We start from the raw sequence: 23,174 nt of genomic DNA on the forward strand, positions 1-23,174 counted from the left end.
GGATAGCAGGATAAGATGACAAAGGACGCAATCGTTCTCGGTGCGGGCATCGTCGGTGTTTCGACGGCAATCCATCTGCAGCGGCGGGGACGGCAAGTCGTCCTCGTCGACCGCCAGCCGCCGGGCCAGGGAACATCCTTCGGCAATGCCGGCCTCATCCAGCGCGAGGGCGTGGTGCCCTACGGCTTTCCGCAGCAATTCGGCCTGCTGCTGCGCTATGCTTTCAACAATCGCATCGACGCCCATTATCATCTGCGCGCCCTGCCGGCGCAGATCGCCTTCCTCGCCCGCTATTGGTGGAATTCCAATACGAAACGCCATGAGATGATTTCGCGCGCCTACGCGCCGCTGATCGAACATTCCGTCAGCGAGCATAACGATCTCATCGAAGCCTCGCATGCAGAGGAGCTCATTCGCAAGAACGGCTGGGTGGAACTGTTCCGTTCGAACGAGAAGCGTGACGCGGAATTTGCCGAGGCCGAGCGCCTAAACCGCGAATTCGGGATCGGCTACGACGCTTTGAGCGGTCCGGAGGTCGCAGCAGCGGAGCCGCATCTGAGGGGCAGCTTTGCCGGCGCCCTGCGCTGGCGCGATCCCTGGTCAGTGCTCGACCCGCACGGGCTGACAGCAGCCTATCGGCGATATTTCGAAAGCATTGGCGGCCGCGTGACGACCGGGGATGCCGTCTCGCTCGGAATGGCCGGCTCAGGCTGGCGAATGGTGACGGCGGAAGGATCGATCGAGGCGGAGGATGTCGTCGTCGCACTCGGCCCGTGGGCCGATATCGTGACGAAACGCTTCGGCTATGCCTTCCCGCTCGGCGTCAAGCGCGGCTACCACATGCATTACGCCACCGAGGGCAACGCCGTCCTCAACAACTGGACACTCGATGCCGAGCGCGGCTATCTGCTGGCGCCGATGAGCCGCGGCATCCGGTTGACAACCGGTGCCGAATTCGCCCTGCGCGATGCACCCAAGACACCGGTCCAGCTCGATCGCGCCGAGGCCGTCGCGCGTGCCACCTTCCCGCTTGGCGAACGACTGGACCCGGAACCCTGGATGGGCGCCCGCCCCTGTACGCCCGACATGATGCCGATTATCGGCAAGGCCCCGCGCCACAATGGTCTGTGGTTCGCCTTCGGCCACGCGCATCACGGACTAACGCTCGGGCCGGTGACGGGCCGCGTGCTCGCCGAACTCATCACCGGCGAGAAGCCCTTCATCGATATTTCCGCCTATGCGCCGGACCGATTTGCCCCTTGAGCCTTTGGCTTAGAGGATTGTCCGGAGGCTTTTGACGGAAGCTTCGACAATGCCTTCGATCGTATCGTCGATATCGACAGTCACGACACCGGCTTCGCCGGTCGGCACTTCCAGCGTCTGCAGCTGGCTTTCGAGCAATGACGTCGGCATGAAATGCCCCTTGCGCTCGCCCATGCGCTTCGTCAGCAGCTCCTTCGAGCCTGCGAGATAGATGAAATAGAGATGGCCGCCGGCAGACGCCCGCAGGCGTTCGCGATAGACGCGCTTCAGCGCCGAGCAGGTAACGACAACGCCTTCGCCTTTCGCAAGGCTTGCCGATATTTCCTGGCCGATCTTTTCCAGCCAGGGCCAGCGATCCTCATCGGTCAGCGGAATGCCCTTGCTCATCTTCTCGACATTGGCGGCCGGATGCAGCGCATCGCCTTCGATGAAATGGATGCCAAGCTTGGCCGCGACACCCTCGCCGATCGAGGATTTGCCGCTGCCGCTGACACCCATGACGATGATGGCAAGGGGAATGTCTTGATTATCGCGCATAAGGCCTGTCCGGAATGATTGACTTGAACCGGGCACGACCGGTCTCGCCAGCCGTGCCCGACTCACAACTTGGATCAATCCAGCGGAAAGAAACAGGAAAATTTATGCGTTCCCTCGCCCGCCAGTTCCGGTTCGACCTGCCGGCATTTGTCCTGGGCACGCCAGCAACGCGGGTTGAAGTGGCATCCCTTCGGCGGATTGAGCGGCGACGGCAGCTCGCCCTGCAGGCGGATGCGGTTCTTCTCGCGCTCCGGATCGGCGATCGGCGTCGCCGACAGAAGGGCTGCGGTGTAGGGATGGCGCGGCCTGTTGAAGACTTCTTCCGCCGTGCCGGTTTCGACCGGGCGGCCGAGATACATCACCATCACGTCGTCGGCGATATGGCGCACGACGGAGAGGCCATGCGAGATGAAGAGATAGGCAAGCCCCATCTCCTTCTGCAGGTCCATCAAAAGGTTCAGAACCTGCGCCTGGATCGACAGATCGAGCGCTGAGACCGGTTCGTCGAGCACAAGCACCTTCGGCCGCAGCATGAGGGCGCGTGCAATGGCGATACGCTGGCGCTGGCCGCCGGAGAACATATGCGGGTAGCGATCGTAGTGCTCGGGCCGAAGGCCGACGCGCGCCATCATTTCCTCCGCCTTGCGGCGGCGGGTGGCGGCATCGTCGTCGGTGTTGATCTTCAGTGGCTCCTCCAGGATGGAGCCGACCTTCTGGCGCGGATTGAGCGAGCCATAAGGGTTCTGGAATACGATCTGCACGGCACTGCGCAGGCTACGGTCGCCGAGCTTGGCGGGCTTGCCGTCGATCAGCAGCTCACCAGCCGTCGGATTTTCGATCATCGTCACCAGCCGGGCAAGCGTCGACTTGCCGCAGCCGGATTCGCCCACGACCGCAAGCGTGCGCCCCGACTGCAGGCTGAAGCTGACGCCGTTCAATGCCTTGACGGTCGCCTCCGGTTTGAAGCTGCCGCGCTTGACGGTGTAGAACCGGGCGAGATCGCGCCCTTCGAGAACAGCGCCGGTCATGCGGCACCTCCTGCTTTTTGCGTGGGGGCAATGCCGGGATGGCCGAGCGGCTTGCCATGTTCCAGCGGATAGTTGCAAAGGGTCAGGCCGAGTTCGGCGCCCTGACGCTTGACGCCCTTGTCGCATTCCGGCGTTGCGAAGGAGCAACGGGGCGCAAAGAGACAGCCTCTGGGACGATCATGCTGGCCAGGAACCACACCGGCAATCGACGGCAGGCGCTCGCCGACTTCGGCACGCTCCGGCAGAGCCGATAGAAGGGCTGCCGTATAGGGATGATGCGGATCGCGGAACAGCTCCTTGACGGGCTGCTCCTCGACCTTTTGGCCGGCATACTGCACCTGCACGCGCTCTGCCGTTTCGGCAACGACGCCCATGTCATGGGTGATGAGCACGAGCGCCATGCCCTGCTCCCGCTGCAGGCGCACGAGCAGATCGAGGATCTGCGCCTGGATCGTCACGTCAAGCGCGGTCGTGGGCTCATCGGCGATCAAAAGCTTCGGATTGCAGGCAAGCGCCATGGCGATCATGACGCGCTGGCTCATGCCGCCGGACATCTGATGCGGGAAGTTCGACAGCCGATCCTCGGGCGCGGGAATGCCGACCAGATTCAGAAGCTCGATCGCGCGCTCGCGACGCGCCTTGCGGTCGAGCCCCATGTGGATGCGCAAGGTCTCGCCGAGTTGGAAGCCGACCGTGAAGCACGGATTGAGGCTCGACATGGGCTCCTGGAAGATCATCGCCATGTCCTTGCCGATGATCTTGCGGCGCTGGCGCGAGGAGATGCCGCGCAGATCCTTGCCATCGAACATCATGCGGTCGGCGGTGATCTTCGCCGTCCAGGGCAGAAGCCCCATCATGGCGAGCATGGAGACCGACTTCCCGGAACCGGATTCACCGACGATCGACAGGATTTCTCCCTTGTCGCAGGTGAGCGAAACGCCATCGACCGCCCGGAACAGGCCCGACGATGTCTGGAATTCAACGGAGAGGTTTTCAATATCGAGGAGTGCCATTACGACCTCTTCAGCTTCGGGTCGAACGCATCGCGCAGGCCGTCGCCCATCAGATTGATGGCGAGCACCGTGATCAGGATGCAGAGACCGGGGAAAGTAACGAGCCAAGGGTTGCTCTGGAAGAATTCACGCGAATCCGCGAGCATCGTGCCCCATTCCGGCGTCGGCGGCTGCGCGCCCTGGCCTAGGAAGCCGAGGGCTGCGGCATCGAGAATGGCGGCCGAGAAGGCGAGCGTCGCCTGCACGATCAGGGGACCAAGGCAATTCGGCAGGATCGTCTTGAACATCAGCCGCAGCGGACCGGCGCCGGCAACACGTGAAGCGATGACATATTCCTTGTCGCGCTCGGACATGACGGATGCCCGCGTGAGACGAACGAAATGTGGCTGGTTGACGATGGAGATCGCAATCATCGCATTGGTCAGGCCTGGGCCGAGGATTGCCACCAGCACCAGGGCAAGCAGCAATGACGGGATGGCAAGAATGATGTCCATGATACGCATGATGATCGTATCGGTGCGGCCACGAACATAGCCGGCGACAAGGCCGATCAGGATGCCGGCGATGGCCGAAAGTGAAGCGACGACCAAGCCGATGAACAGCGAGAACCGCGTGCCGTAGATGAGGCGCGACAGAAGATCGCGACCATTGGCATCGGTGCCGAGCAGGAAGCTGCTGTTGCTGCCTTCCGCCCAGGCTGGCGGCAGGCGCTGCATGTCGCTGCCGTAAGCGGCATCGGGATTGTGAGGCGCCACGAGGCCGGCAAAGATTGCCAGAAACAGGACGAAGAGGAAGATCGCGAGGCCGATGACGGCGCCCTTGTTGCGAGAGAAGTAATACCAGAACTCCGCAAGAGCGGAAGGACGGTCGGATTTGACACTAACCGTTTTGACGCTAACCGTGCTCATGGGGCCGCTCCTAGTGACGAATGCGTGGATTGACGAAGCCGTAGAGCAGGTCGACAGCAAGATTGACGAGCATGACGATGCCGGCGATCAGCAACAGGCCACCCTGCACGACCGGATAGTCGCGCTTGAAGACGGCGTCGATCATCCATTTGCCGATGCCCGGCCAGGAGAAGATGCTTTCCGTGAGGATAGCGCCGCCGAGCAGCACGCCGACCTGCAGGCCGATCGTGGTGACGACGGGGATCATCGCATTGCGCAACGCATGTACTGAAACGACGCGCAGCGGCGACAGACCCTTGGAACGGGCCGTGCGCACATAATCCTCGCCCAGCACCTCCAGCATGGCGGAGCGCGTCTGGCGCGCGATGACGGCGAGCGGAATGGTGCCGAGCACGATGGTCGGCAGGATCAGCGAATTCAAAGCGGACCAGAAGGCGCCCTTCTGACCGGACAGAAGGCTGTCGATCAGCATGAAGCCGGTAATCGGCTTGAAGAAATAGATGAGGCCGATGCGGCCGGAAACCGGTGTCCAATGCAGATAGCCGTTGAAGACGATGATCAGCAGCAGGCCCCACCAGAAGATCGGCATGGAATAGCCGACAAGAGCCACGCCCATGACGCTTTGATCGAACCATGTGCCGCGTTTGACGGCGGCGAAGACGCCGGCCGGAATGCCAAGACAGATCGCGAGGATCATGGCGCAGATCGACAGTTCGAGCGTTGCCGGGAAGAAGGTCAGGAAGTCGGTCAGTACGTCGCGCTTGGTGGTGATCGAGGTACCGAGGTCGCCATGCAGGGCGTTCCAGATATATCGGCCGTACTGAACGATCATCGGCTGGTCGTAGCCGAGATCGTGGGATATCTGCGCATGGCGTTCCGGCGACATAACGCGTTCGCCCGACAGCAGCATGACAGGATCGCCGGGAAGCAGGCGGATGAAGGAGAAGGCGACGATCGATACGCCGAGGAATGTCGGGATCAGCACCGCTAGCCGGCTGAGAAGAAATCGCAACATGGCAGATGTCCAAATTTTTCCGGCGGTCAGACAGGGTGTCTGACCGCCGGGTCGCCCGGTCTTAGCCGGGCATTCTCACAGATTTTTCGTTATTCGGCGATATCGACGCCGTCGAAGCGATGAACGCCGACCGGATCCTGGAAGTAGCCGGAGACATTCTTCGTCATCGGGATGAACTCTTCCGAATGGTCGATGGTCATCCAGGGAGCTTCGCGCTTGAAGACGACCTGAGCCTGTTCGTAGAGCTTGGTGCGCTCCTTCACGTCGGCGGTCTGCTTGGCCTTCTTCACGAGATCGTCGAATTCCTTGTTGCACCACTGCGCGCGGTTGTTGCCGCCGACAGCATCGCAGCCGAGCAGCGTGTCAAGGAAGTTGTCCGGATCGCCATTGTCACCGGTCCAGCCGAGGATGGCCGCGCCATCGCGGTCCTTGGCGGAGGAGAGCTTCAGGTACTGAGCCCAGTCATAGGTGACGATCTCGACCTTGACGCCGATCTTGGCGAGGTCTGCCTGCATGAGTTCGGCGGCACGGCGCGCGTTCAGCATGTACGGACGCGAAACCGGCATTGCCCAGATCTTCATGCTGAGATCCTTGACGCCAGCCTTTTCAAGCAGCTTCTTGGCTTCTTCCGGATTGTAGGCGTCGTCCTTCACGTCCTTGTTGTAGGACCACATGGTCGGCGGGATCGGGTTGGTCGCAACCTTGCCGGAGCCCTGGAAGACGGCGTCGACGATGGCCTGCTTGTTGACGGCCATGTTGATCGCCTTGCGAACTTCGACCTTGTCGAACGGCGCAACGAGCGTGTTGTAGGCGAGGTAGGAAACGTTCAGGCCGGCCTGTTCGAGAACCTTGAGGTTCTTGTGAGCCTTCAGGTCCTTGATGTCGGCTGCGTTCGGGTAAGGCATGAGGTTACATTCGCCGGACTTCAGCTTCTGCGCGCGGACGGATGCATCCGGCGTGATCGCGAAGACGAGATCGTCGATCTTTTCCTTGCCCTTGAAGTAGGTCTCGTTTGCCTTGTAGCGGATGACGGCATCCGGCTGGTAGGCGACGAAGGTGAACGCGCCGGTGCCGAGCGGCTGCTGGTTCATCTGCTCCATCTTCTTGTCGGCCTGCAGCTTGTCTGCATATTCCTTCGACAGGATCGAGGCGAAGTCCATGGCGAGGTCGGCAAGGAACGGCGCTTCCGGACGGTTCAGGACGAACTTGACGGTGAGGTCATCGACCTTGTCGATCGACTTGATGAGCTTCGGGAAGCCCATGCCGTCGGCATATTCATAGGAACCGCCGGCAACATACTTGGCCCACGGATTGTCCGTACCGAGCTGACGGCCGATCGAGAAAATGACGTCGTCGGCATTGAGATCACGCGTCGGGGTGAAGAAATCGGTCGTCTGGAACTTCACGCCCTTGCGAAGCTTGAAGGTGTATTCCTTGCCGTCGGGGGAAACGGTCCAGCTTTCGGCGAGGCCGGGTTCGATCTCGGTGCTGCCGTGCTTGAATTCGACGAGACGGCTATAAACCGCACGCGAGGAAGCATCAAATGTGGTGCCGGCGGTATAGATGCCGGGATCGAAACCTTCCGGCGAACCTTCCGAGCAATAGACAAGCGTTTTCGACCAGGCGGACGTCGCCATGACAGAAGTCAAGGCTGTCACTGCCAGCAGGACAGAAATCTTTTTCATGATATCGTTTCCCAGGTTTGTTATTCTTCTGAAGCCGTGGACACCACCAGAGGTTCCCATCCGGATCGCGCCGATGGAACTTTATTTTAAGTTTGAAAGCAACAAGCGCCGCCTAAAATTTTTCCAATTTGCAGAGTTTGGAAATTTTTGGACGAAAATGCCTTTGAATTGGTAATATTCTGGCAAAATTTTGCACGGTTTTAGCATATTCAGAATGATTTGATGTTTTCCGTCCGCACTTCGCTAACCGTTTATTGCCCGTATAGGAGGCAATATAAACGAAAATCCGCAGCTACCGGCGGCAGCTGCGGACAAAATCAATCGAACTCGGACGAGTGATCAGGCAGCCGGCGCCGAGATCGCAGGCTTCTTGGCGATCGCCTTGTGATCCGCATCGGTCAGGCCGAGAAGGAAGTTGATCTGCGGCCGGGCCTTGACCAGATCATCGATGGAATATTCGGTCAAAACATCGAAGAAGGCGTTCAGCGCCTTGCGCAGTGCGGAATTGAGACCGCAGCTATCGACCAGCGGACATTCCACCACGCCATCTTCGAAACATTCCGCCATGGCGAAACTGTCTTCGGTAACGCGAACCACGTCGAAAAGGCTGATATCGGTCGCGGGCTTGCCAAGACGCACGCCACCATTGCGGCCACGCACGGTTTCGACAAGACCCGCCTTCGTCAGCGGCTGCAGGATCTTGAAGAGAAACAGCTCGGACACGCTATAGGCCCTGGCAATCTCCGGGATGCGGCTCAGATGGCCTTCATTGGCGGCACAATACATCAGCATGCGCACCGCGTAATTGGTCTGTTTCGTCAAACGCATGCCGATCTCCTGGAATCAAGGCTGCTTAGGGGCTGGACCCGTATATAGTGGCTTTCTTAGTTTTGAACAATTCCAAAATATGAAATTCATATTCACGTTATTCGAAACCTGAGCTCCTCACCCGTTCGGCTTCGCCCCCTTCTCCTTCAGCTCCCTGGCGTAATCAAGGATTGCCTGCTTGCGCTCGGGTGTCCCCGGATGGGTTGAGAGCATGCTGGTGTTGCCATGATCGCCAAGTTTCGTTTCGAGGATATCGAAGAAGCGTGAGAGGGCCGTCGGATCCATGCCCGCCGCCTGCATCAGCTCCACAGAGCGGCGATCGGCCTGAGCCTCGGCCTCGCGAGAATAGGAAAGCGCAAGCAGGCCGCCCCCTTGGGTCAATAGATCCTGAATGCCGGAGCCTACGTCGCCGGCTATCAACAGCACGAGACCTGCAACACCCGCCGCGCGGTAAAGCTGGCGCAGGCTGTGCTTATATTCGACGTGACCGATCTCATGGCCGAGTACGGCAGTCATCACTTCCTTGTCGCCGCCGGCGAGTTCGACCAGTTGATCGGTCAGAACGAGGTTTCCGTCCGGCAGCGCGAAGGCGTTCGGACCGATGAGGCCGCCATCGCGGAAATTCAGATGGTAGCGGCTGGCACCACCTTCCGCGTTTGCGGCTATCGTGGCGAAATCATCGCGAATTTCCGTCTGCTGTGCCGCCGGCAGCTTGCTGGGGCCGAAGGTCACCTGGTCCAATGTCTTCAGCGTCCCTGCCGACATCATCTCCGGCATCACGGGCGGCGTCATCAGCACCGCAACCTCCACCAGGACCGGCAGGGCATAGCGATAAATGACCGAAGCAAGGATGATCGTCGCAAAAGCAAAGGCGACCAGCCGCGGCCGAACGCTCTCAAGCCCATGAATGAAACCACTGCGTCCCTCGCCTCGGCTCCACAGGTAAGCATCGACGGCATCATTATCACGGGTTTCAAAAACCGATTCATTCCCGAACGTGATGCGACGCGGAATGGAGCCGACACGCTGGCTCACTTCGATATCCGACCGGATACCCCAGGCAAGCCGCTTATCTTCCGTATCCTCTTCAGATGAGATCACAATGAGCGACCCGCCGATATCCATCAGCCGGGACGGAACCTCCCGGCTGGAATGCGGCGGATGCCAAACGCCCGTCGCGATCGTCTTCGGATCAGAAGCCAAAGTCGAATCCATCAACATCGAGATATTCCGCGCTGATCGCGCTTCCGGTCGAGCGGATCTGGTCGAACACGACGCCGATTTCGCCATCGACACTGATCGCTGTGTGCTCCGCCAAGAAGCGCTGCATCTGCACCGCAGCCCATGGGCGCATCAAGCCCAGCGTTATAAGCGTCAGCACCGTATTGACAATCACGACCCAAATATATTGCCGGCGACCAAGATTGCTGCGGAGCTGATGGCGGCCATCAATCGTAGCCGCCGACCAGACGATGTTGCGGATCGACGCCCGATAGTAGAGGCCGGCAAATATATATGCGAGCAGGCCAGCGGCAGCTCCCACATGAGCCGAACTGAGGCCGGCACCGGCTGAATTTGCCACAAGGCCGTGGAGACCAATGGCGGCAACAAAGCCGAGCACTAAGCCTCCGCCGATGGCAATTGCGATCATGCCTCCGAAAGCCCTATAGAGCGCACCCAGTGGCGGCTCGGTCGAGAACGGTCGATCACCATAGCGCAGATTATCGAAGATATATTTGTAGAACCAGCGGCTTGCGATCGGAGACAATAGCCCGAGCGATATCACCGTTATAAGAGCGCCCAAAAAGATCGCCTTGAATGCACCGCCATAGGTCCCGACGAAATCGAAGCGCACATTGCGATAGCTCGTCACGCGCGCGTTGAAGCGAAGGCCACGCATGAGAAACCATGGAAATATCACCAGCATGACAGGCCAGATTGCCAAGACTGCCAACGGCGCCACATGTGAAAATATGTTCAGCACGATCAAAAGGCCGAAAACGATCAACCGTCCAATCAGTATCTGCTTGCCCCTGGCGTGATATTCGAAACTATGTCCCAGCAGGACCGTGTTCCCATAGAAATACCGGTTCCGGCGTACCTTCGCCCAGGCCGAATAAATACCCAGCGTAACAATCGTCAGCAGAATATTGACGATCCAGATGCCGAAATATTCGGAGGCGTTGCCCGTAAAGGAAGCCCTCTGGAAAAAGGGCCTTCCGTCCAACGGATAGCTTTGCTCAACAACTGCCATACAGTAGTCCCCACCCCACAAGAGGACGAGCGTTCCCCGGAAGCATGCCATATGAACACGATCAGCCCGGAGGTGTGTTGCGCCACACACAACTCGCCTTACCGTTGCACTTGAAAGCAGGAAATCGAGCGCCGATCAATGGAAAAATATCAGCCGGCGGCATTCGGCCCGCGAAAGAGCAACCAGCTCAGGCAGATGCAACCTGAATGACATGCCGACTTGGATGCTCAGGGCGTCGCAACCCAGACCGCCATTTCGCAGCCGCCCGGCTCGCGAAAATGGAATCGGCGGCCGCCTGGGAAATCAAAGGCGGGCCGGGTGATGACGCCACCGGCGAATTCGACGGCGCGCTGGGCCGCTTCCAGATCGGTGGCGCGCACGACGGGCAAGGGCGTGCCGGCGGCCTCCCCCGCGTCCCCGTCTATGCCGGCATCTATACCGGCCGCCTCGATGACATGATAGGTCGGCCCATAGCTGACAAAACTCCAATCGAAGGCTTCCTCGAAGAAGCGCCGGGTTTTCAGGCCGTCTTTCGATGGAAATTCGAGATAGTCGATCTGATAGGTCACAGGCACAGTGCGGCCCTCCAATTGTTCTCGTTTTGTTCTAGACCAAAACGATGACACAGACAAGATCACTCTATCGAAAACGGGTGCAACAAAAAACCGCCGCCCGAAACGTGCCGGGCGGCGGCCGATAATACCAATGGTGGCGATACTTACTTCATCGTCGGCATGACGAATTCGGCGCCATCCTTGATGCCGGACGGCCAGCGGGCGGTGATCGTCTTCGTGCGCGTCCAGAACTTGATCGAGTCCGTGCCGTGCTGGTTGAGATCGCCGAAGCTCGAGGCCTTCCAGCCGCCAAAGGAGTGATAGGCGAGCGGAACCGGGATCGGAACGTTGACGCCGATCATGCCTATGTTGATGCGCGAGGCGAAATCGCGGGCCGCATCACCGTCGCGGGTATAGATGGCGACGCCGTTGCCGTATTCGTGCTTCATCGGCAGGTCGAGCGCTTCTTCGTAATTCTTGGCGCGGACGACCGAGAGAACCGGTCCGAAGATCTCGGTCTTGTAGATGTCCATCTCGGGCTTGACATGGTCGAACAGCGTGCCGCCGACGAAATAGCCATCTTCATAGCCCTGCAGCTTGAAGCCGCGGCCGTCGACGACCAGCTTGGCGCCTTCTTCGACGCCGCGATCGATCAGGCCGTTGACGCGGTTATAGGCATCCTTGGTGACGAGCGGGCCCATGTCGGCCTTGTCATCGGTATAAGGGCCGATGCGCAGGGATTCGATCTTCGGCACCAGCTTCTCGACGAGACGGTTGGCCGTGTCTTCGCCGACCGGAACCGCAACCGATACCGCCATGCAGCGCTCGCCGGCCGAACCGTAGCCGGCGCCCATCAGGGCGTTGACGGCCTGGTCCATATCGGCGTCAGGCATGATGATCATGTGGTTCTTGGCGCCGCCGAAGCACTGGGCGCGCTTGCCGTTCATGGCGGCGGTGCCATAGACGTAGCGGGCGATCGGCGTGGAGCCGACGAAGGAAACGGCAGCGATATCCGGATCTGTCAGGATGGCGTCTACCGCGGCCTTGTCACCATTGACGACGTTGAGGATGCCTGCCGGCAGGCCGGCTTCGATCATCAGTTCGGCCAGGCGGAGCGGCACGGACGGATCGCGCTCGGACGGCTTCAGGATGAAGGCATTGCCGCAGGCGATCGCTGGCGCAAACATCCACATCGGGATCATCGCCGGGAAGTTGAACGGCGTGATGCCCGCGCCGACGCCGACCGGCTGGCGGATGGAGTACATGTCGATCGCCGGGCCGGCGCCTTCGGTAAACTCACCCTTCTGCAGATGCGGGATGCCGCAGACGAATTCGCAGACTTCCAGGCCGCGAACAATATCGCCCTTGGAATCTTCGACCGTCTTGCCGTGCTCCTTGGAAAGAAGCGTGGCGAGCTCATCCATGTTCTTGTTCAGCAGCTCGACGAATTTGAAGAAGACGCGTGCGCGGCGCTGCGGATTGGTAGCCGCCCATTTGGGCTGCGCGGCCTTGGCATTCTCAACCGCGGCGCGGATTTCCTCGACACTGGCGAGCGCGACGGTCGCCTGCATTTCGCCGGTTGCCGGGTTGCAGACCTTGCTGATGCGCCCGCTCGTGCCGGCGACATGCTTGCCGCCGATGAAATGACCGATCTCACGCATGGATGTGCCTCCTCGTTTTCTTCGATGCTGACAGGATCGCACTTCAATTTGCACAAATCAATGAGCTGATATAAGCAACCGTTGTGCAAAAATTAAAGCCCTCGATGTGCAAATTGGATATGTGAATGGATTGGGATGATGTCCGCATGTTTCTCGCCGTCGCGCGAACCGGGCAGATTCTGGCGGCTTCGAAACGGCTGGGTGTCAACCACGCGACCCTCTCCCGCCGTGTGACGACGCTGGAGGAGCGGCTGAAGACGCGGTTGCTGGTGCGGCGTACCAATGGCTGTGACCTGACGGCGGAAGGCGAGATTTTTCTGCACGCGGCGGAGCGCATGGAAACGGAGATGCTGCGCGCGCAGGCAAGCGTCGGCCATCTCGACAGCGCCATAACAGGGACGGTGCGGATCGGCGCGCCCGACGGTTTCGGCGTCTCATTTCTCGCGCCGCGTCTCGGGCGGCTGATCGCCCGGTATCCGGAGCTGCGTATCCAGCTCGTGCCCGTTCCCCGCTCCTTTTCGCTGTCGCAGCGCGAGGCCGATATCGCGATCACGCTGGAGCGCCCCGAGCAGGGCCGGCTGGTCTCGTCCAAGCTCACGGACTACACGCTCGGTCTCTACGCCTCGAAAGCCTATCTGGCCCAGGCGGGACTACCCGACAGCGTCGAGGCGCTGAAGCTGCATCCCCGCATCGGCTATGTCGAGGATCTGATCTTCACGGCGTCACTGAATTTCTCCGGCGAAATCATGCGCAGCTGGGATGCCTCCTTCGAGATCTCCACCGCCATCGGCCAGACGGAAGCGGTTCGCTCCGGCGCCGGCATCGGCATCCTGCACGATTATATCGCCAGGCAGTTTCCCGAGCTCAACCGTATCCTGCCCGATGTCTCCATCAAGCGGGCCTACTGGACGACCTATCATGAAAGTGCCCGCGACCTCGTGCGCGTGCGCACCGTCGTGGATTTCCTGCAGGAACTGGTGAGCGAAGAGCGGCGGATCTTCTTGTAACGCCCGCACGCGTTACGGCAGCAAGCTGTTCCACCAGCATGGAGGATGCGGCGGAGCCTCGGCTGCGGCATGCTTCGGCGGCTCTTCGTTCTCGTCGGGATTGGGAACGGGAATCTCGTCCGGCAGCCTGTCGGGCTCCGGCTCTTCGACCGGCGGCTCCGGCGTCCATCCGGGGCCGGGCATCGGCGGCTTTTCGGGGATCGGCTCGTTCGGCACCGACATCGGCCTGATCCTTTCGTCTCGTTGCTGATAAGGACAGAACGATGGGAGGCCGGCGGGGTTCCAAGATTAATGTCGTGATATCGGCAAGCGCATCGCCATCCACCAGCACACACCGGCATTATCCGAAATCGCCGGTGCTGGACAACGCGCTCTCAAAGCCTAGTATTTCAGACCTGAGCCAGGGAGCTACGATGATGAGCGACAAGAAGCAGCAGAAACTGAGCGAGAAGGAGCGCAAGGAACAGGACGATTACCTGGAGGAAGCGCTGGAGGAGACTTTTCCCGCGAGCGATCCGATATCGCCCGGTCACGTCTCGAAGAAGCCTGAAGATAAGAAATAGGCTCTGTGGCTGACGGGTCAGCTGTACAAGATGAACAGAGGAGAGAATGGTACGGTTGAGTGGGGTCGAACCACTGACCTCAGGTGCCACAAACCTGCGCTCTAACCAACTGAGCTACAACCGCACATGCCCGCGTCGCCGCGAACGGGGGTGACATACGAGGACTTTAAAATTATTTCAAGTCCTATCTCCCCGCAATATAAAAAAGCTTTGCAGATATCCCAATGATGAAGCCCGGCGGAATACCGGGCAAGCCGGCTTATGCCGGAAATAAAAAGCCCCGCCCCAGGCTTGCACCTGGGAACGGGACGTTCGCGCCTTGGGAGGCTTATTGTCGGAAAATGATCAGGCCTTGAAGGAGGCCATTGCCTTTTCAGCGGCGTCCTTAGCGGGCTTTGCCAGCTTCTCGGCAACCTTCTTGGTGGTGTCCTGGATGGACTTGGCCTGCTCGACGGTGACTTCGGCCTGCTTGCGGATGAAGGCGGTCTGAAGTTCGAAGAGTTCGGCAACGGACTTGACGCGAAGCAGGGCTTCCATGTGAGCCAGCGAGCTTTCGGCATTGGTACGCAGAACGTCGATCGCCTTGAGGCCGATTTCCACGGAACCGGACTGCGCGGTCTGCACGGTTGCCTCAACCGTCTTGCCTGCTTCCTCGGTCGCAGCCTTCAGCTTCGCGAAGGCTTCCTTGGACTGGGCAGCGCCCTTTTCAGCGAAGTCGCGGAAGGTTTCGGAGAACTTGGACGGATCGAATGCCGCCGTTGAAAAAACGTCGTCTTTCTTTACAGTAGCCATGATTACGCTCCTAAAAGGGTCCTCTCTGAGGTGCCCGTCGTGAACTTGTGTGAGGCCTATATAATATAAAAAATTGTGCAGTGCAATATATTTTGTGCGGCGCACAAGGCGTTAACCTTTCCGGCCGAAAAATGGGCCCTTCGCTGGACCGAAAAGCGGCGCGCCGTTATTAATAAACCATTAAAGCAAGAGAGGCGATTACGCCCGCAAAACAGGTTGGAAAATGCCCGCAATTCAATATCCGTTCATTGACATTGCCGTGCATCCCCGCGTCCGGGAACGTTTCGCACGCGGCGAAGCCATGGTCATGTTCTCGACCGGCATGGACCGCGTGCTCTGGGCCAATGGTGCCGGCGCCAACCTCTTCGGCTATGACGTCATCTATGATTTTGTCGAACAAGGACCGAAGCCCGGCGACGTCTCGTTCCGTCAGATCGAGGCAACGGCGCGCGGCCTCGGTGCGGTCGGCGACCAGCGCACATTCCTGATCCGCATGGCCTCGGGCTTCCAGCGGGCTGTTGTCAATGCGGCCGTCGAGCTCATCCGCATCCAGGCCGGCGAAGAGGCGGTCCTGTTTTCTTCTCCGGTCTCATCGAAGCCGCTCGCATCGGCCGAATGCGCCAGGCGCATGATCGACGGGTTCGACGATCCCGATACCCACATGGCGGTCATCGGCCGCGACGGCGATATCATTGCCGCTTCCGCCGGCTTCGGCGCACTCGGCGTGACGCCGCAGACGGCACGGATGCTGACGACCATGGCTGGCGCCCAGCCCGACCGGCTGATCAAGCGGCCGATCTCGACCGGTCATGGCTATTTGCCTGCCGCGATCGGCAAGCTGTCGGAAATTCCAGCCTTGCATCTGCTATTTGTCGTCGAGGCCGCGATGGGCCGCCTCGATCCGGCGGAGGACCGCACCGAAAAGGCAGGCTCCACCGTATCTGCCGTGGTTGAACCGCAGACGGAAGGGGTACGCGAGGAGCTCGAGGCGGCGGCGGATGAGACTGCAAAGCCTGTCGAGGACGTGCCTTTCGGCGATGTCATCGAGGCCGTGGCCGATATCGAGGAACTGGACGAGCCGTCGGAATATCGCTCCGACGAGCAGCAAGAAGCGCCGCCGTATTCGGAAAGCACGGACAAGGATATGCATGCGCCGGTGCTGGCGAATGGCGCCGACGCGGCGGAGGACGAAGCCGCCCTTCATAACGGGACGCCGCAGGAACAGGCGGCAACCAGCGACGAAGAGCCGGCCAAGGATGCTCCGGCGGAAACGCGTGTTGAACAGCCTTCATCGGAAAGTTCGTCCGCCGAGAATCATCCTGTCGAAGGCTTTACCTTCCAGCGCAATGGGCGCGCCACACGTTTCGTGTGGAAGATCGATGCGGCTGGCCGGTTCAGCGAGGTTTCCCGCGAATTCGCCGACGCGGTCGGTCCCCATGCGGCCCAGATTGCGGGCGAGGCCTTCGCCGATGTCGCCCAGCGCTTCAATCTCGATCCGGACCGCAAGATTGCGGAATTGCTCGCGCGGCGCGATACATGGTCTGGCCGGACGATCTACTGGCCGGTAGAAGGCACGAGCCTGATGGTGCCGGTCGATCTGGCGGCGCTACCGACCTATACCCGCAGCCGCGAATTCGACGGTTTCCGCGGCTTCGGCGTCGTACGCTTGGCGGACGCGATCGACGATCCGATGAAACGCGGCATGGATCTCGGCCATCAGGATGACAAGGATGCGGCACGTGCCACCGATCCTTTAGCGGAAGTCGAGGTGGTTTCCGAGGAGCAACCGGCTTCCGCGCCCGAGGCTCCGGTCGCGACGGAAGAGGCGGAGAGCCTGGCGCAGGATACGGCGGAAGATGCTGCCGCCGAGCACCACGAACCGCCTGCCCTGCGGATTTCCGAAACTCCGAACCGGCGTGAATCGGACAAGGTGGTTCGCCTGCACGAGCGCCGGACCTTGACGCAGGCCGGCCTTTCGCTCAGCGAGCAGGCCGCCTTCCGGGAGATCGCGCGACAGCTGGAGCCCTTTGGCAAGCGCACGGAACCGCCTACGGAGCAGCCGCACGACGAACGGCACGAAGACGATGCCGATATCGCCCCGCAGCCGAATGCGGCCGACGAGATCCTGTCGGATATGGAGGAGCCGACTGAGGGAAGCGACCACGTCCAGGACGGGCAGACAACGGCTCCAGAGGCTGGGGAGGATGCATCCAATCCGCTCGAGAAGCTGGCCGAAACCACGGATGGCGACAGCCTTGGGACCGTCGACGGCGCTCAGGCCGAAAATCCGGCCGCTTCCGCCGAGCCGGAGGAGGATTTCGATCCGCTTGACGTCCTGAACACCGCCATTCCGCCGCGCGTGAAGATGCGCACGGGCCTGTCTTCCGAGATCGTCGATCAGTTGCCGCTCGCGATCCTTATCCATGCCGGCGATCGCCTGATCCACGGCAATCCGGAATTCCTGCGGCTGACCGGCTACGAGAACCTAGACGATCTCGAGCAGATCGGCGGGCTGGACGCGCTGCTGCAGCGCAACGACCTGGAAGGCAAGACCGAACAGCCCGGTACGATGATGGTCGTGCGCGCCGACGATGCACTGGTGCCGGTTACGGCACGCTTGCAGTCGATCCGCTGGGAAGATGGTACGGCATTGATGCTGGCGCTGATGCCAGTGGAAAGAAGCGAGCCGCCGGCACCGCCGCCGCAGTCCATTCCCGAAGAGGCACGCCACGAGCGCATCGTCGAGAAAGTCGCGAAGTTGCAGGTGGAGATCGAGGAGCTGCGCTCGACGCTGGAGACGGCAACGGACGGCGTGATCATTATCGGCCAGGAGGGCGAGATCCGCTCGATGAATCGGTCGGCAAGCGCCCTCTTCAATTATGACGATCAGGAAACGCGCGGCAAACCCTTCGTTATGCTGTTTGCCCATGAGAGCCAGAAGGCTGTGCTCGATTATCTCGGCGGTCTTTCGGGCCATGGCGTCGCTAGCGTACTCAATGACGGCCGCGAAGTGATCGGCCGCGAGGCCTCCGGCGGCTTCGTGCCGCTGTTCATGACCATGGGGCGCCTCAACTCCTCGAACGGCTACTGCGCCGTCATCCGCGACATCACGCAATGGAAGCGCACGGAAGAGGAACTGCGCAACGCCAAGCGTGCCGCCGAAACCGCCAATGCCCACAAGACGGATTTCCTGGCGCGCGTCAGCCATGAAATCCGCACGCCGCTCAATGCCATCATCGGCTTTTCCGACATGATGGCCGGCGAACGCTTCGGGCCGATCGGTCACTCGCGCTATATCGAATATGCGACCGATATCGGCCGTTCCGGCCGCCATGTGCTCGACATCGTCAACGATCTTCTCGATATCTCCAAGATCGAGGCGGGCGAGATGGACCTGGATTTCGCCTCCGTCGGCCTTAACGAGGCGATCACCGAAGCGGTGTCGCTCGTGCAGCCGCAAGCCAATAGCCAGCGCGTCATCATCCGCACGGCGTTGTCGCAATCGGTGCCGAATGTCGTTGCCGACCTGCGCTCGATCAAGCAGATCGCGCTCAACATCCTTTCCAACGCCATCCGCTTCACGCCGTCTGGCGGTCAGATCGTGGTGTCGACCGCCTATGAAGGCAATGGCAGTGTCGTGATGCGGATCAGGGATACCGGTGTCGGCATGACGCGCTCGGAGCTCGAGCAGGCCATGAAGCCGTTCCGGCAGGTCTCCACCAATGCCCGCAAGCGCGGCGACGGCACGGGCCTCGGCCTGCCGCTGACCAAGGCCATGGTCGATGCCAATCGGGCGACCTTCGCGATCAACTCAGCTCCGAACGAGGGCACGCTGGTCGAGATCACCTTCCCATCGCCGAGGGTGTTGGCGAACTGAGAGAGATCGCCTACCCCCTATCAGAACCAGAGATCGCGCACGCATCGCCCGTCGGAAGGCAAGTCTTCAAACGTGTCGAGCCCATCGAAATGATCGATCGGCAGGTCGGCGACGAGATCCGGCGGCGCCAGCCGCACGTTGACGGCCATGCGCCGGCGACCATCCTTTTGCAGCCGCAGGCCGCGCCAGCTCACGACGCAGGCGCAGGATGGGCAGAACAATATTTCGAGGGATGGCTTGTCTTTGCCGACGCGGGTGTAGGAGGCGGTCCGGCCAGTGACGGAGACCCGCTCTCCTTCGTAATCATAGGCCCACAGCGTGCCGTAGCGCCGGCAGAGCGTGCAGTTGCAGGCCGTAATCGAGCCTGGATCGCCTTCGAGCCTCCAGCCCGTCTTGCCGCAATGACATGAGCCGATCAGCATGGGCACGCCACTCCATTCACTCCCTGGTCGAAGGCTGCATTCTGCCTCAGTCGCGAGATCCCTGCAAATTACCGGGAGGAGACGAATCTCCACTCCGGGCCACTAGCGCGGTGAGTGTCTCTGCCGTCAGGAAACGAAGACAGTCCAGCCGACGCCCAAAGCGGCGGATGCCAATAAGGTCGATATCACTGACATCTTCAAGCGAAAGATGGCCATCGCTGCCAACAGGGTCAGCATGAGCGAGGGCGGTGAAAGCGACGTCAGGACGGGCACGTCCATCGTCCATGAACCATAGGTGAAACTTGCTGTCTCACGGAACAGCACATGGAGCCCGAACCAAATCGCGAGATTGAGGATGACGCCCACTACCGCCGCCGTTATCGCCGACATGGCGCCGGTCAGCGCGACATTCCCACGCATCTTCTCGATGAATGGCGCGCCCGCGAAAATCCAAAGGAAGCTCGGCAGGAAGGTGACCCATGTCGTCAGCAAGGCGGCAAAGGTTGCTGCCGCGAGAGGGTTGAGGGTACCGGGACTGCGATAACCCGCCAGGAACCCAACGAACTGCGTGACCATGATCAGCGGTCCAGGGGTCGTTTCCGCCATTCCCAGTCCGTCCAGCATCTCGCCCGGCCGCAGCCAGCCCAACTGCTGCACGGCCTCCTGCGCGACATAGGCCAGCACGGCGTAGGCGCCGCCGAAGGTTACGACTGCCATTTCGCTGAAGAATATGCCGATCTTGGAAAAAACGTTATCGGGACCGAGGGTTAGCAGGAGGGCCGCAACCGGAATGAGCCAGGCGACCGCCAATGCACCTGACGTCTTCAGAGACCATGCGAGGTTCGGTCGAGCGTGCAAGGGGATCTCCTCGCCAAGAACGGAGTCGCTATCCTCGAGGATCGTCCCGGAGCCCGACTTGTGTCCGCCACCTATCCTGAAAGCAGCGATCCCTCCGCGAGAGGCGAGATAGCCGATAAGTCCGGCCCCAACGATGATGAGCGGAAACGGAACGTGCAGAAAGAAGATCGCCACGAAAGCTACGGCGGCCAATGCAACCATAACGTTGTTTTTGAGGGCTCGGCTGCCGATGCGGAAGACGGCCTGGATTACGACCGCCAGCACGGCGCATTTGAGCCCGAAGAACATCCCCTCGATGAAGGTCAGGTTCCCGAACAGGACGTAGACATAACTGAGCGCGAGGATCGCCAGGAAGCCCGGCAGCACGAATAGAATACCCGCGATCATGCCGCCCAGGGTCCTGTTCAGCAGCCAGCCTATATAGATGGCAAGCTGATGCGCTTCCGGACCCGGCAGCAACATGCAGTAGTTCAGGGCATGAAGGAACCTATGCTCTCCTACCCATTTCTTTTCATCGACGACGATGCGGTGCATGACGGCGATCTGCCCAGCCGGTCCGCCGAAACTTAGGGCGGCTACACGGGTCCAGACCTTTATGGCTTCGCTGAGGGGAACGATATCCTGTTCAGCCGCGCTTGGTCGCGCGGCCGTGTTCTTTATGAGGTCCGTCATGGTCTCTTATGCCTTCCTCGGGTTGGGCCAATTGTGCGTCTCTTCCGTCGCGTCGCGGCACCAACGATAGAAGGCGTCATACAATGTCATGCCGGCCTCCAGTTGCTCCAAGTCGTCGTTGAACATCCGCGAAAGCCCGAGCGAGGCTGCAAGCAGTCCGGGTGCTTCAGGCGCCAATTCGGGCCGAGATGTGTCCGCGGCACGAACGATGGTCGCAAGGTGAAGAAGAGGCTCGGTGCCGAGGCCGAACTCTTCGACCATGACATCGAAGGTGCACAACTCGCCGCGATGGCTCCAGAAGACATCCTCGATGTCGAAGGGTACCGCCTTGAAGCGATCAGCGACAGCCGTAACTTCGACCGCCGGAACGAACAGGAAGATCGCTGAGGGATCGACGAAGCGCCGGATCAGCCATGGGCAAGCAATGCGATCGATCTTCGGCCGCGCCCTTGTTACCCATACGGTCCGCCCTTTGTCATCGCGAGGGGGCAGTTTCTCTTCGGGGATCAGCGCGCCTCTTGCGCTCCGCCATGCCTCGAAACCGCCTTCAAGAACCTCCGCTTCCTTTCCGAAGATCCGGAGATAAGCGGCAACCCCGTGACCGAGTTTCTGTCCTTTCTGGCAGAGGACGATGGCTGGCCCAGCCAATTCGCTCGCCCAGTCGGTGACCGTCCGATAGTCGCGACGAATCGAGCCGGGAATGAGACGGGGATCGGCAGCGAAATCCTCGTCGGTGCGGACGTCGATGATCGTCGGCAGGTTGGGCGTGCCGATAATACGGTTCAGCTTGTCAGGTGTAATTTCCAGAAATGACGGCATAGCGCGTCCTCCGTTGGCTCGGTTTCACGGACGCGATTCTTCAGCCGTAGCCTCGTGGGGTGATCGCAACCCCATAATTAATTTTCTGCTCGACATTATCCAAATGTCAAGCCGGATAACCGCTTGCTGCCGCTGTTTTCCGAACCATGGACGATGTTCATAGGCCTGCCAGTGATGCTGGGGCCGCATGAATGACTTCGGCCGTGCCGCCAGAATATCTGATGTGTCTCGGCAGTATTAGCGACGACAAACTTAAACTCAGTCGCCTTTTGTGAGATAACTCATCATTGCGACCGACTATTCCGGTCGGTCATTGGGCACATAAGGGGGGATCCAATGTCAACGACGGCAGTAGAAGCAGACGTGGGCGAAGTTTCACCTAATCTGGTGGTCGATGCGATGTTTGCGTGCCGAAAGACGGCTGCCATCGTAGCCGCCATAGAACTCGATCTTTTTACTCTGATCGGTGACGGCAGCAATGCGGCATCCTTGGCGGCCGCAACAAATGCAGCTGAAAGAGGCGTGCGCATTCTGTGCGACTATCTCGTTGTGAACGGCTTTCTCACGAAAACAGGCAATCAATACGCTCTGACACCATCCAGCCGAGCCTTCCTCGACCGGCATTCGCCGGCCTATATGGGCGCGGCCATCGAGTTCCTGGCCGCACCGGAAATCCTCAGGCAGATCCTGGGCGATCCGGCTTCTTATGTCCGCAATGGCGGGTCCATTGGATTGGCAAACATGTCTCCGGACAATCCGGTGTGGGTGAAATTTGCTCGCGGCATGGGCTCGTTCATAGGCGGCAGCGCGATCGGCCTCGCCGCCGAAATGGCCAACTTGCCCATACAGCCAAGGAAGATACTTGATATTGCCGCAGGGCACGGACTTTTCGGGATCGAGATGGCGAAGGCTTTTCCTTCGGCCGAGATCGTTGCAGTCGATTGGGGCTCCGTTCTGGAATTGGCCAAACAAAACGCGCAGCAATTTGGCGTTGCCGAACGCTACAAGCTCGTTCCGGGCAGCGCATTCGAAGTCGACTGGGGCACGGACTATGATCTTATCCTGCTGCCGAACTTCCTTCATCACTTCGACCTGGAAACCTGCGCCGGATTGCTCAGGAAGAGCCGGGCTACCCTGAGCGCCGAGGGCAAGGTGGTTGCGGTGGACTTCGTGCCGAACGACGATCTCATATCGCCGCCCTTCCCAGCCGCTTTCTCATGGGAGATGCTGGCGAGTACGCCAAGAGGCGAGGCCTACACGCAGAAGGACCTGGCCGAGATGGCTAGGCGCGCCGGTTTTCATAATGTGAGGATAAAGCCGCTACCACCATCGCCGGCAAGCCTGATCTTCTTCGAGTAGCAGGCCGGAACACCGGTCTCCTCTTGCCGGGAGATGTGGAGACAGCGCCAAGGGGGTGG

At 60.3% G+C, this 23,174-nt stretch carries 21 protein-coding genes and 1 tRNA gene; 5 read left to right on the top strand and 17 right to left on the bottom strand.

Going from position 1 to position 23,174, the window contains the following annotated elements; translation table 11 throughout:
* Positions 1–15 precede the first annotated feature (15 nt).
* On the top strand, positions 16–1,263 hold the full coding sequence (locus PH552_RS23775; RefSeq protein WP_112344357.1) for an NAD(P)/FAD-dependent oxidoreductase: 1,248 nt from the start codon (positions 16–18) through the stop codon (positions 1,261–1,263).
* A 9-nt stretch (positions 1,264–1,272) separates the two neighbouring features.
* Here the strand turns inward: PH552_RS23775 and PH552_RS23780 are convergent, their stop codons facing one another.
* From PH552_RS23780 to PH552_RS23830, 11 genes are all read right to left on the bottom strand, one after another.
* The gene (locus tag PH552_RS23780; RefSeq protein WP_113250975.1) at positions 1,273–1,800 is read right to left on the bottom strand and encodes a gluconokinase; all 528 of its coding nucleotides are present in this window, start codon (positions 1,798–1,800) and stop codon (positions 1,273–1,275) included.
* Positions 1,801–1,874: 74 nt separating this feature from the next.
* Positions 1,875–2,828: a peptide ABC transporter ATP-binding protein gene (locus tag PH552_RS23785; protein WP_112344355.1), complete on the bottom strand. Its 954-nt coding sequence runs from the start codon at positions 2,826–2,828 to the stop codon at positions 1,875–1,877.
* Positions 2,825–3,841, bottom strand: coding sequence for an ABC transporter ATP-binding protein (locus PH552_RS23790; protein ID WP_112344354.1), 1,017 nt, complete (start codon positions 3,839–3,841; stop codon positions 2,825–2,827). The genes PH552_RS23785 and PH552_RS23790 overlap by 4 nt, the downstream gene beginning before the upstream one ends.
* Entirely contained in the window at positions 3,841–4,749 is a 909-nt protein-coding gene (locus PH552_RS23795) for an ABC transporter permease subunit (RefSeq protein ID WP_112344353.1), read from the bottom strand. The genes PH552_RS23790 and PH552_RS23795 overlap by 1 nt, the downstream gene beginning before the upstream one ends.
* A 10-nt stretch (positions 4,750–4,759) precedes the next feature.
* Positions 4,760–5,764, bottom strand: a complete 1,005-nt coding sequence (locus PH552_RS23800) for an ABC transporter permease subunit (RefSeq protein ID WP_112344352.1) — start codon at positions 5,762–5,764, stop codon at positions 4,760–4,762.
* Between the two features lie 89 nt (positions 5,765–5,853).
* Positions 5,854–7,449: an ABC transporter substrate-binding protein gene (locus PH552_RS23805; RefSeq protein WP_113250976.1), complete on the bottom strand. Its 1,596-nt coding sequence runs from the start codon at positions 7,447–7,449 to the stop codon at positions 5,854–5,856.
* 339 nt (positions 7,450–7,788) lie between these two features.
* Positions 7,789–8,277, bottom strand: a complete 489-nt coding sequence (gene rirA, locus PH552_RS23810; protein ID WP_112344350.1) for an iron-responsive transcriptional regulator RirA — start codon at positions 8,275–8,277, stop codon at positions 7,789–7,791.
* Positions 8,278–8,394: 117 nt separating this feature from the next.
* Complete coding sequence (locus PH552_RS23815; protein WP_162737040.1) at positions 8,395–9,480, bottom strand: M48 family metallopeptidase; 1,086 nt, start codon at positions 9,478–9,480, stop codon at positions 8,395–8,397.
* Positions 9,470–10,531 carry a YjgN family protein gene (locus PH552_RS23820; RefSeq protein WP_112344349.1) on the bottom strand — a complete coding sequence of 354 codons (1,062 nt, stop codon included), beginning with the start codon at positions 10,529–10,531 and terminating at the stop codon, positions 9,470–9,472. Before PH552_RS23820 ends, PH552_RS23815 begins: the two co-directional genes overlap by 11 nt.
* Before the next feature lie 227 nt (positions 10,532–10,758).
* Positions 10,759–11,106: a VOC family protein gene (locus tag PH552_RS23825; protein ID WP_112344411.1), complete on the bottom strand. Its 348-nt coding sequence runs from the start codon at positions 11,104–11,106 to the stop codon at positions 10,759–10,761.
* 143 nt (positions 11,107–11,249) lie between these two features.
* On the bottom strand, positions 11,250–12,746 hold the full coding sequence (locus PH552_RS23830) for a CoA-acylating methylmalonate-semialdehyde dehydrogenase (RefSeq protein ID WP_112344348.1): 1,497 nt from the start codon (positions 12,744–12,746) through the stop codon (positions 11,250–11,252).
* A gap of 125 nt (positions 12,747–12,871) precedes the next feature.
* On the opposite strand from PH552_RS23830, the gene PH552_RS23835 reads away from it, so the two are divergent.
* Complete coding sequence (locus tag PH552_RS23835) at positions 12,872–13,753, top strand: LysR family transcriptional regulator (protein WP_112344347.1); 882 nt, start codon at positions 12,872–12,874, stop codon at positions 13,751–13,753.
* 12 nt (positions 13,754–13,765) lie between these two features.
* On the opposite strand, the gene PH552_RS23840 is transcribed toward PH552_RS23835, so the two are convergent.
* Complete coding sequence (locus PH552_RS23840) at positions 13,766–13,975, bottom strand: hypothetical protein (RefSeq protein ID WP_113250977.1); 210 nt, start codon at positions 13,973–13,975, stop codon at positions 13,766–13,768.
* 194 nt (positions 13,976–14,169) lie between these two features.
* Here PH552_RS23840 and PH552_RS23845 point away from each other — a divergent pair, with 194 nt between their 5' ends.
* Complete coding sequence (locus PH552_RS23845) at positions 14,170–14,316, top strand: hypothetical protein (RefSeq protein WP_169643943.1); 147 nt, start codon at positions 14,170–14,172, stop codon at positions 14,314–14,316.
* A 47-nt stretch (positions 14,317–14,363) separates the two neighbouring features.
* Here PH552_RS23845 and PH552_RS23850 read toward each other — a convergent pair.
* A tRNA-His gene (locus PH552_RS23850) sits at positions 14,364–14,440 on the bottom strand.
* 221 nt (positions 14,441–14,661) lie between these two features.
* The gene (locus tag PH552_RS23855; protein WP_112344345.1) at positions 14,662–15,108 is read right to left on the bottom strand and encodes a phasin; all 447 of its coding nucleotides are present in this window, start codon (positions 15,106–15,108) and stop codon (positions 14,662–14,664) included.
* A gap of 223 nt (positions 15,109–15,331) precedes the next feature.
* Here PH552_RS23855 and PH552_RS23860 point away from each other — a divergent pair, with 223 nt between their 5' ends.
* On the top strand, positions 15,332–18,985 hold the full coding sequence (locus tag PH552_RS23860) for an ATP-binding protein (protein ID WP_112344344.1): 3,654 nt from the start codon (positions 15,332–15,334) through the stop codon (positions 18,983–18,985).
* Between the two features lie 20 nt (positions 18,986–19,005).
* Here PH552_RS23860 and PH552_RS23865 read toward each other — a convergent pair whose 3' ends face one another.
* The 3 genes from PH552_RS23865 to PH552_RS23875 all read right to left on the bottom strand — a co-directional run bounded on the left by PH552_RS23865 (position 19,006) and on the right by PH552_RS23875 (position 21,756).
* On the bottom strand, positions 19,006–19,407 hold the full coding sequence (locus tag PH552_RS23865; protein ID WP_112344343.1) for a GFA family protein: 402 nt from the start codon (positions 19,405–19,407) through the stop codon (positions 19,006–19,008).
* Between the two features lie 126 nt (positions 19,408–19,533).
* Positions 19,534–20,937, bottom strand: coding sequence for a chromate efflux transporter (chrA, locus tag PH552_RS23870; protein ID WP_112344342.1), 1,404 nt, complete (start codon positions 20,935–20,937; stop codon positions 19,534–19,536).
* Between the two features lie 6 nt (positions 20,938–20,943).
* Positions 20,944–21,756, bottom strand: a complete 813-nt coding sequence (locus PH552_RS23875) for a chromate resistance protein ChrB domain-containing protein (protein WP_112344341.1) — start codon at positions 21,754–21,756, stop codon at positions 20,944–20,946.
* A gap of 336 nt (positions 21,757–22,092) precedes the next feature.
* Here PH552_RS23875 and PH552_RS23880 point away from each other — a divergent pair, with 336 nt between their 5' ends.
* Positions 22,093–23,115, top strand: a complete 1,023-nt coding sequence (locus tag PH552_RS23880; RefSeq protein ID WP_112344340.1) for a class I SAM-dependent methyltransferase — start codon at positions 22,093–22,095, stop codon at positions 23,113–23,115.
* Positions 23,116–23,174: the final 59 nt, after the last annotated feature.

Source organism: Rhizobium aureum (assembly GCF_030182495.1).
Taxonomy (GTDB): domain Bacteria; phylum Pseudomonadota; class Alphaproteobacteria; order Rhizobiales; family Rhizobiaceae; genus Rhizobium; species Rhizobium tropici_C.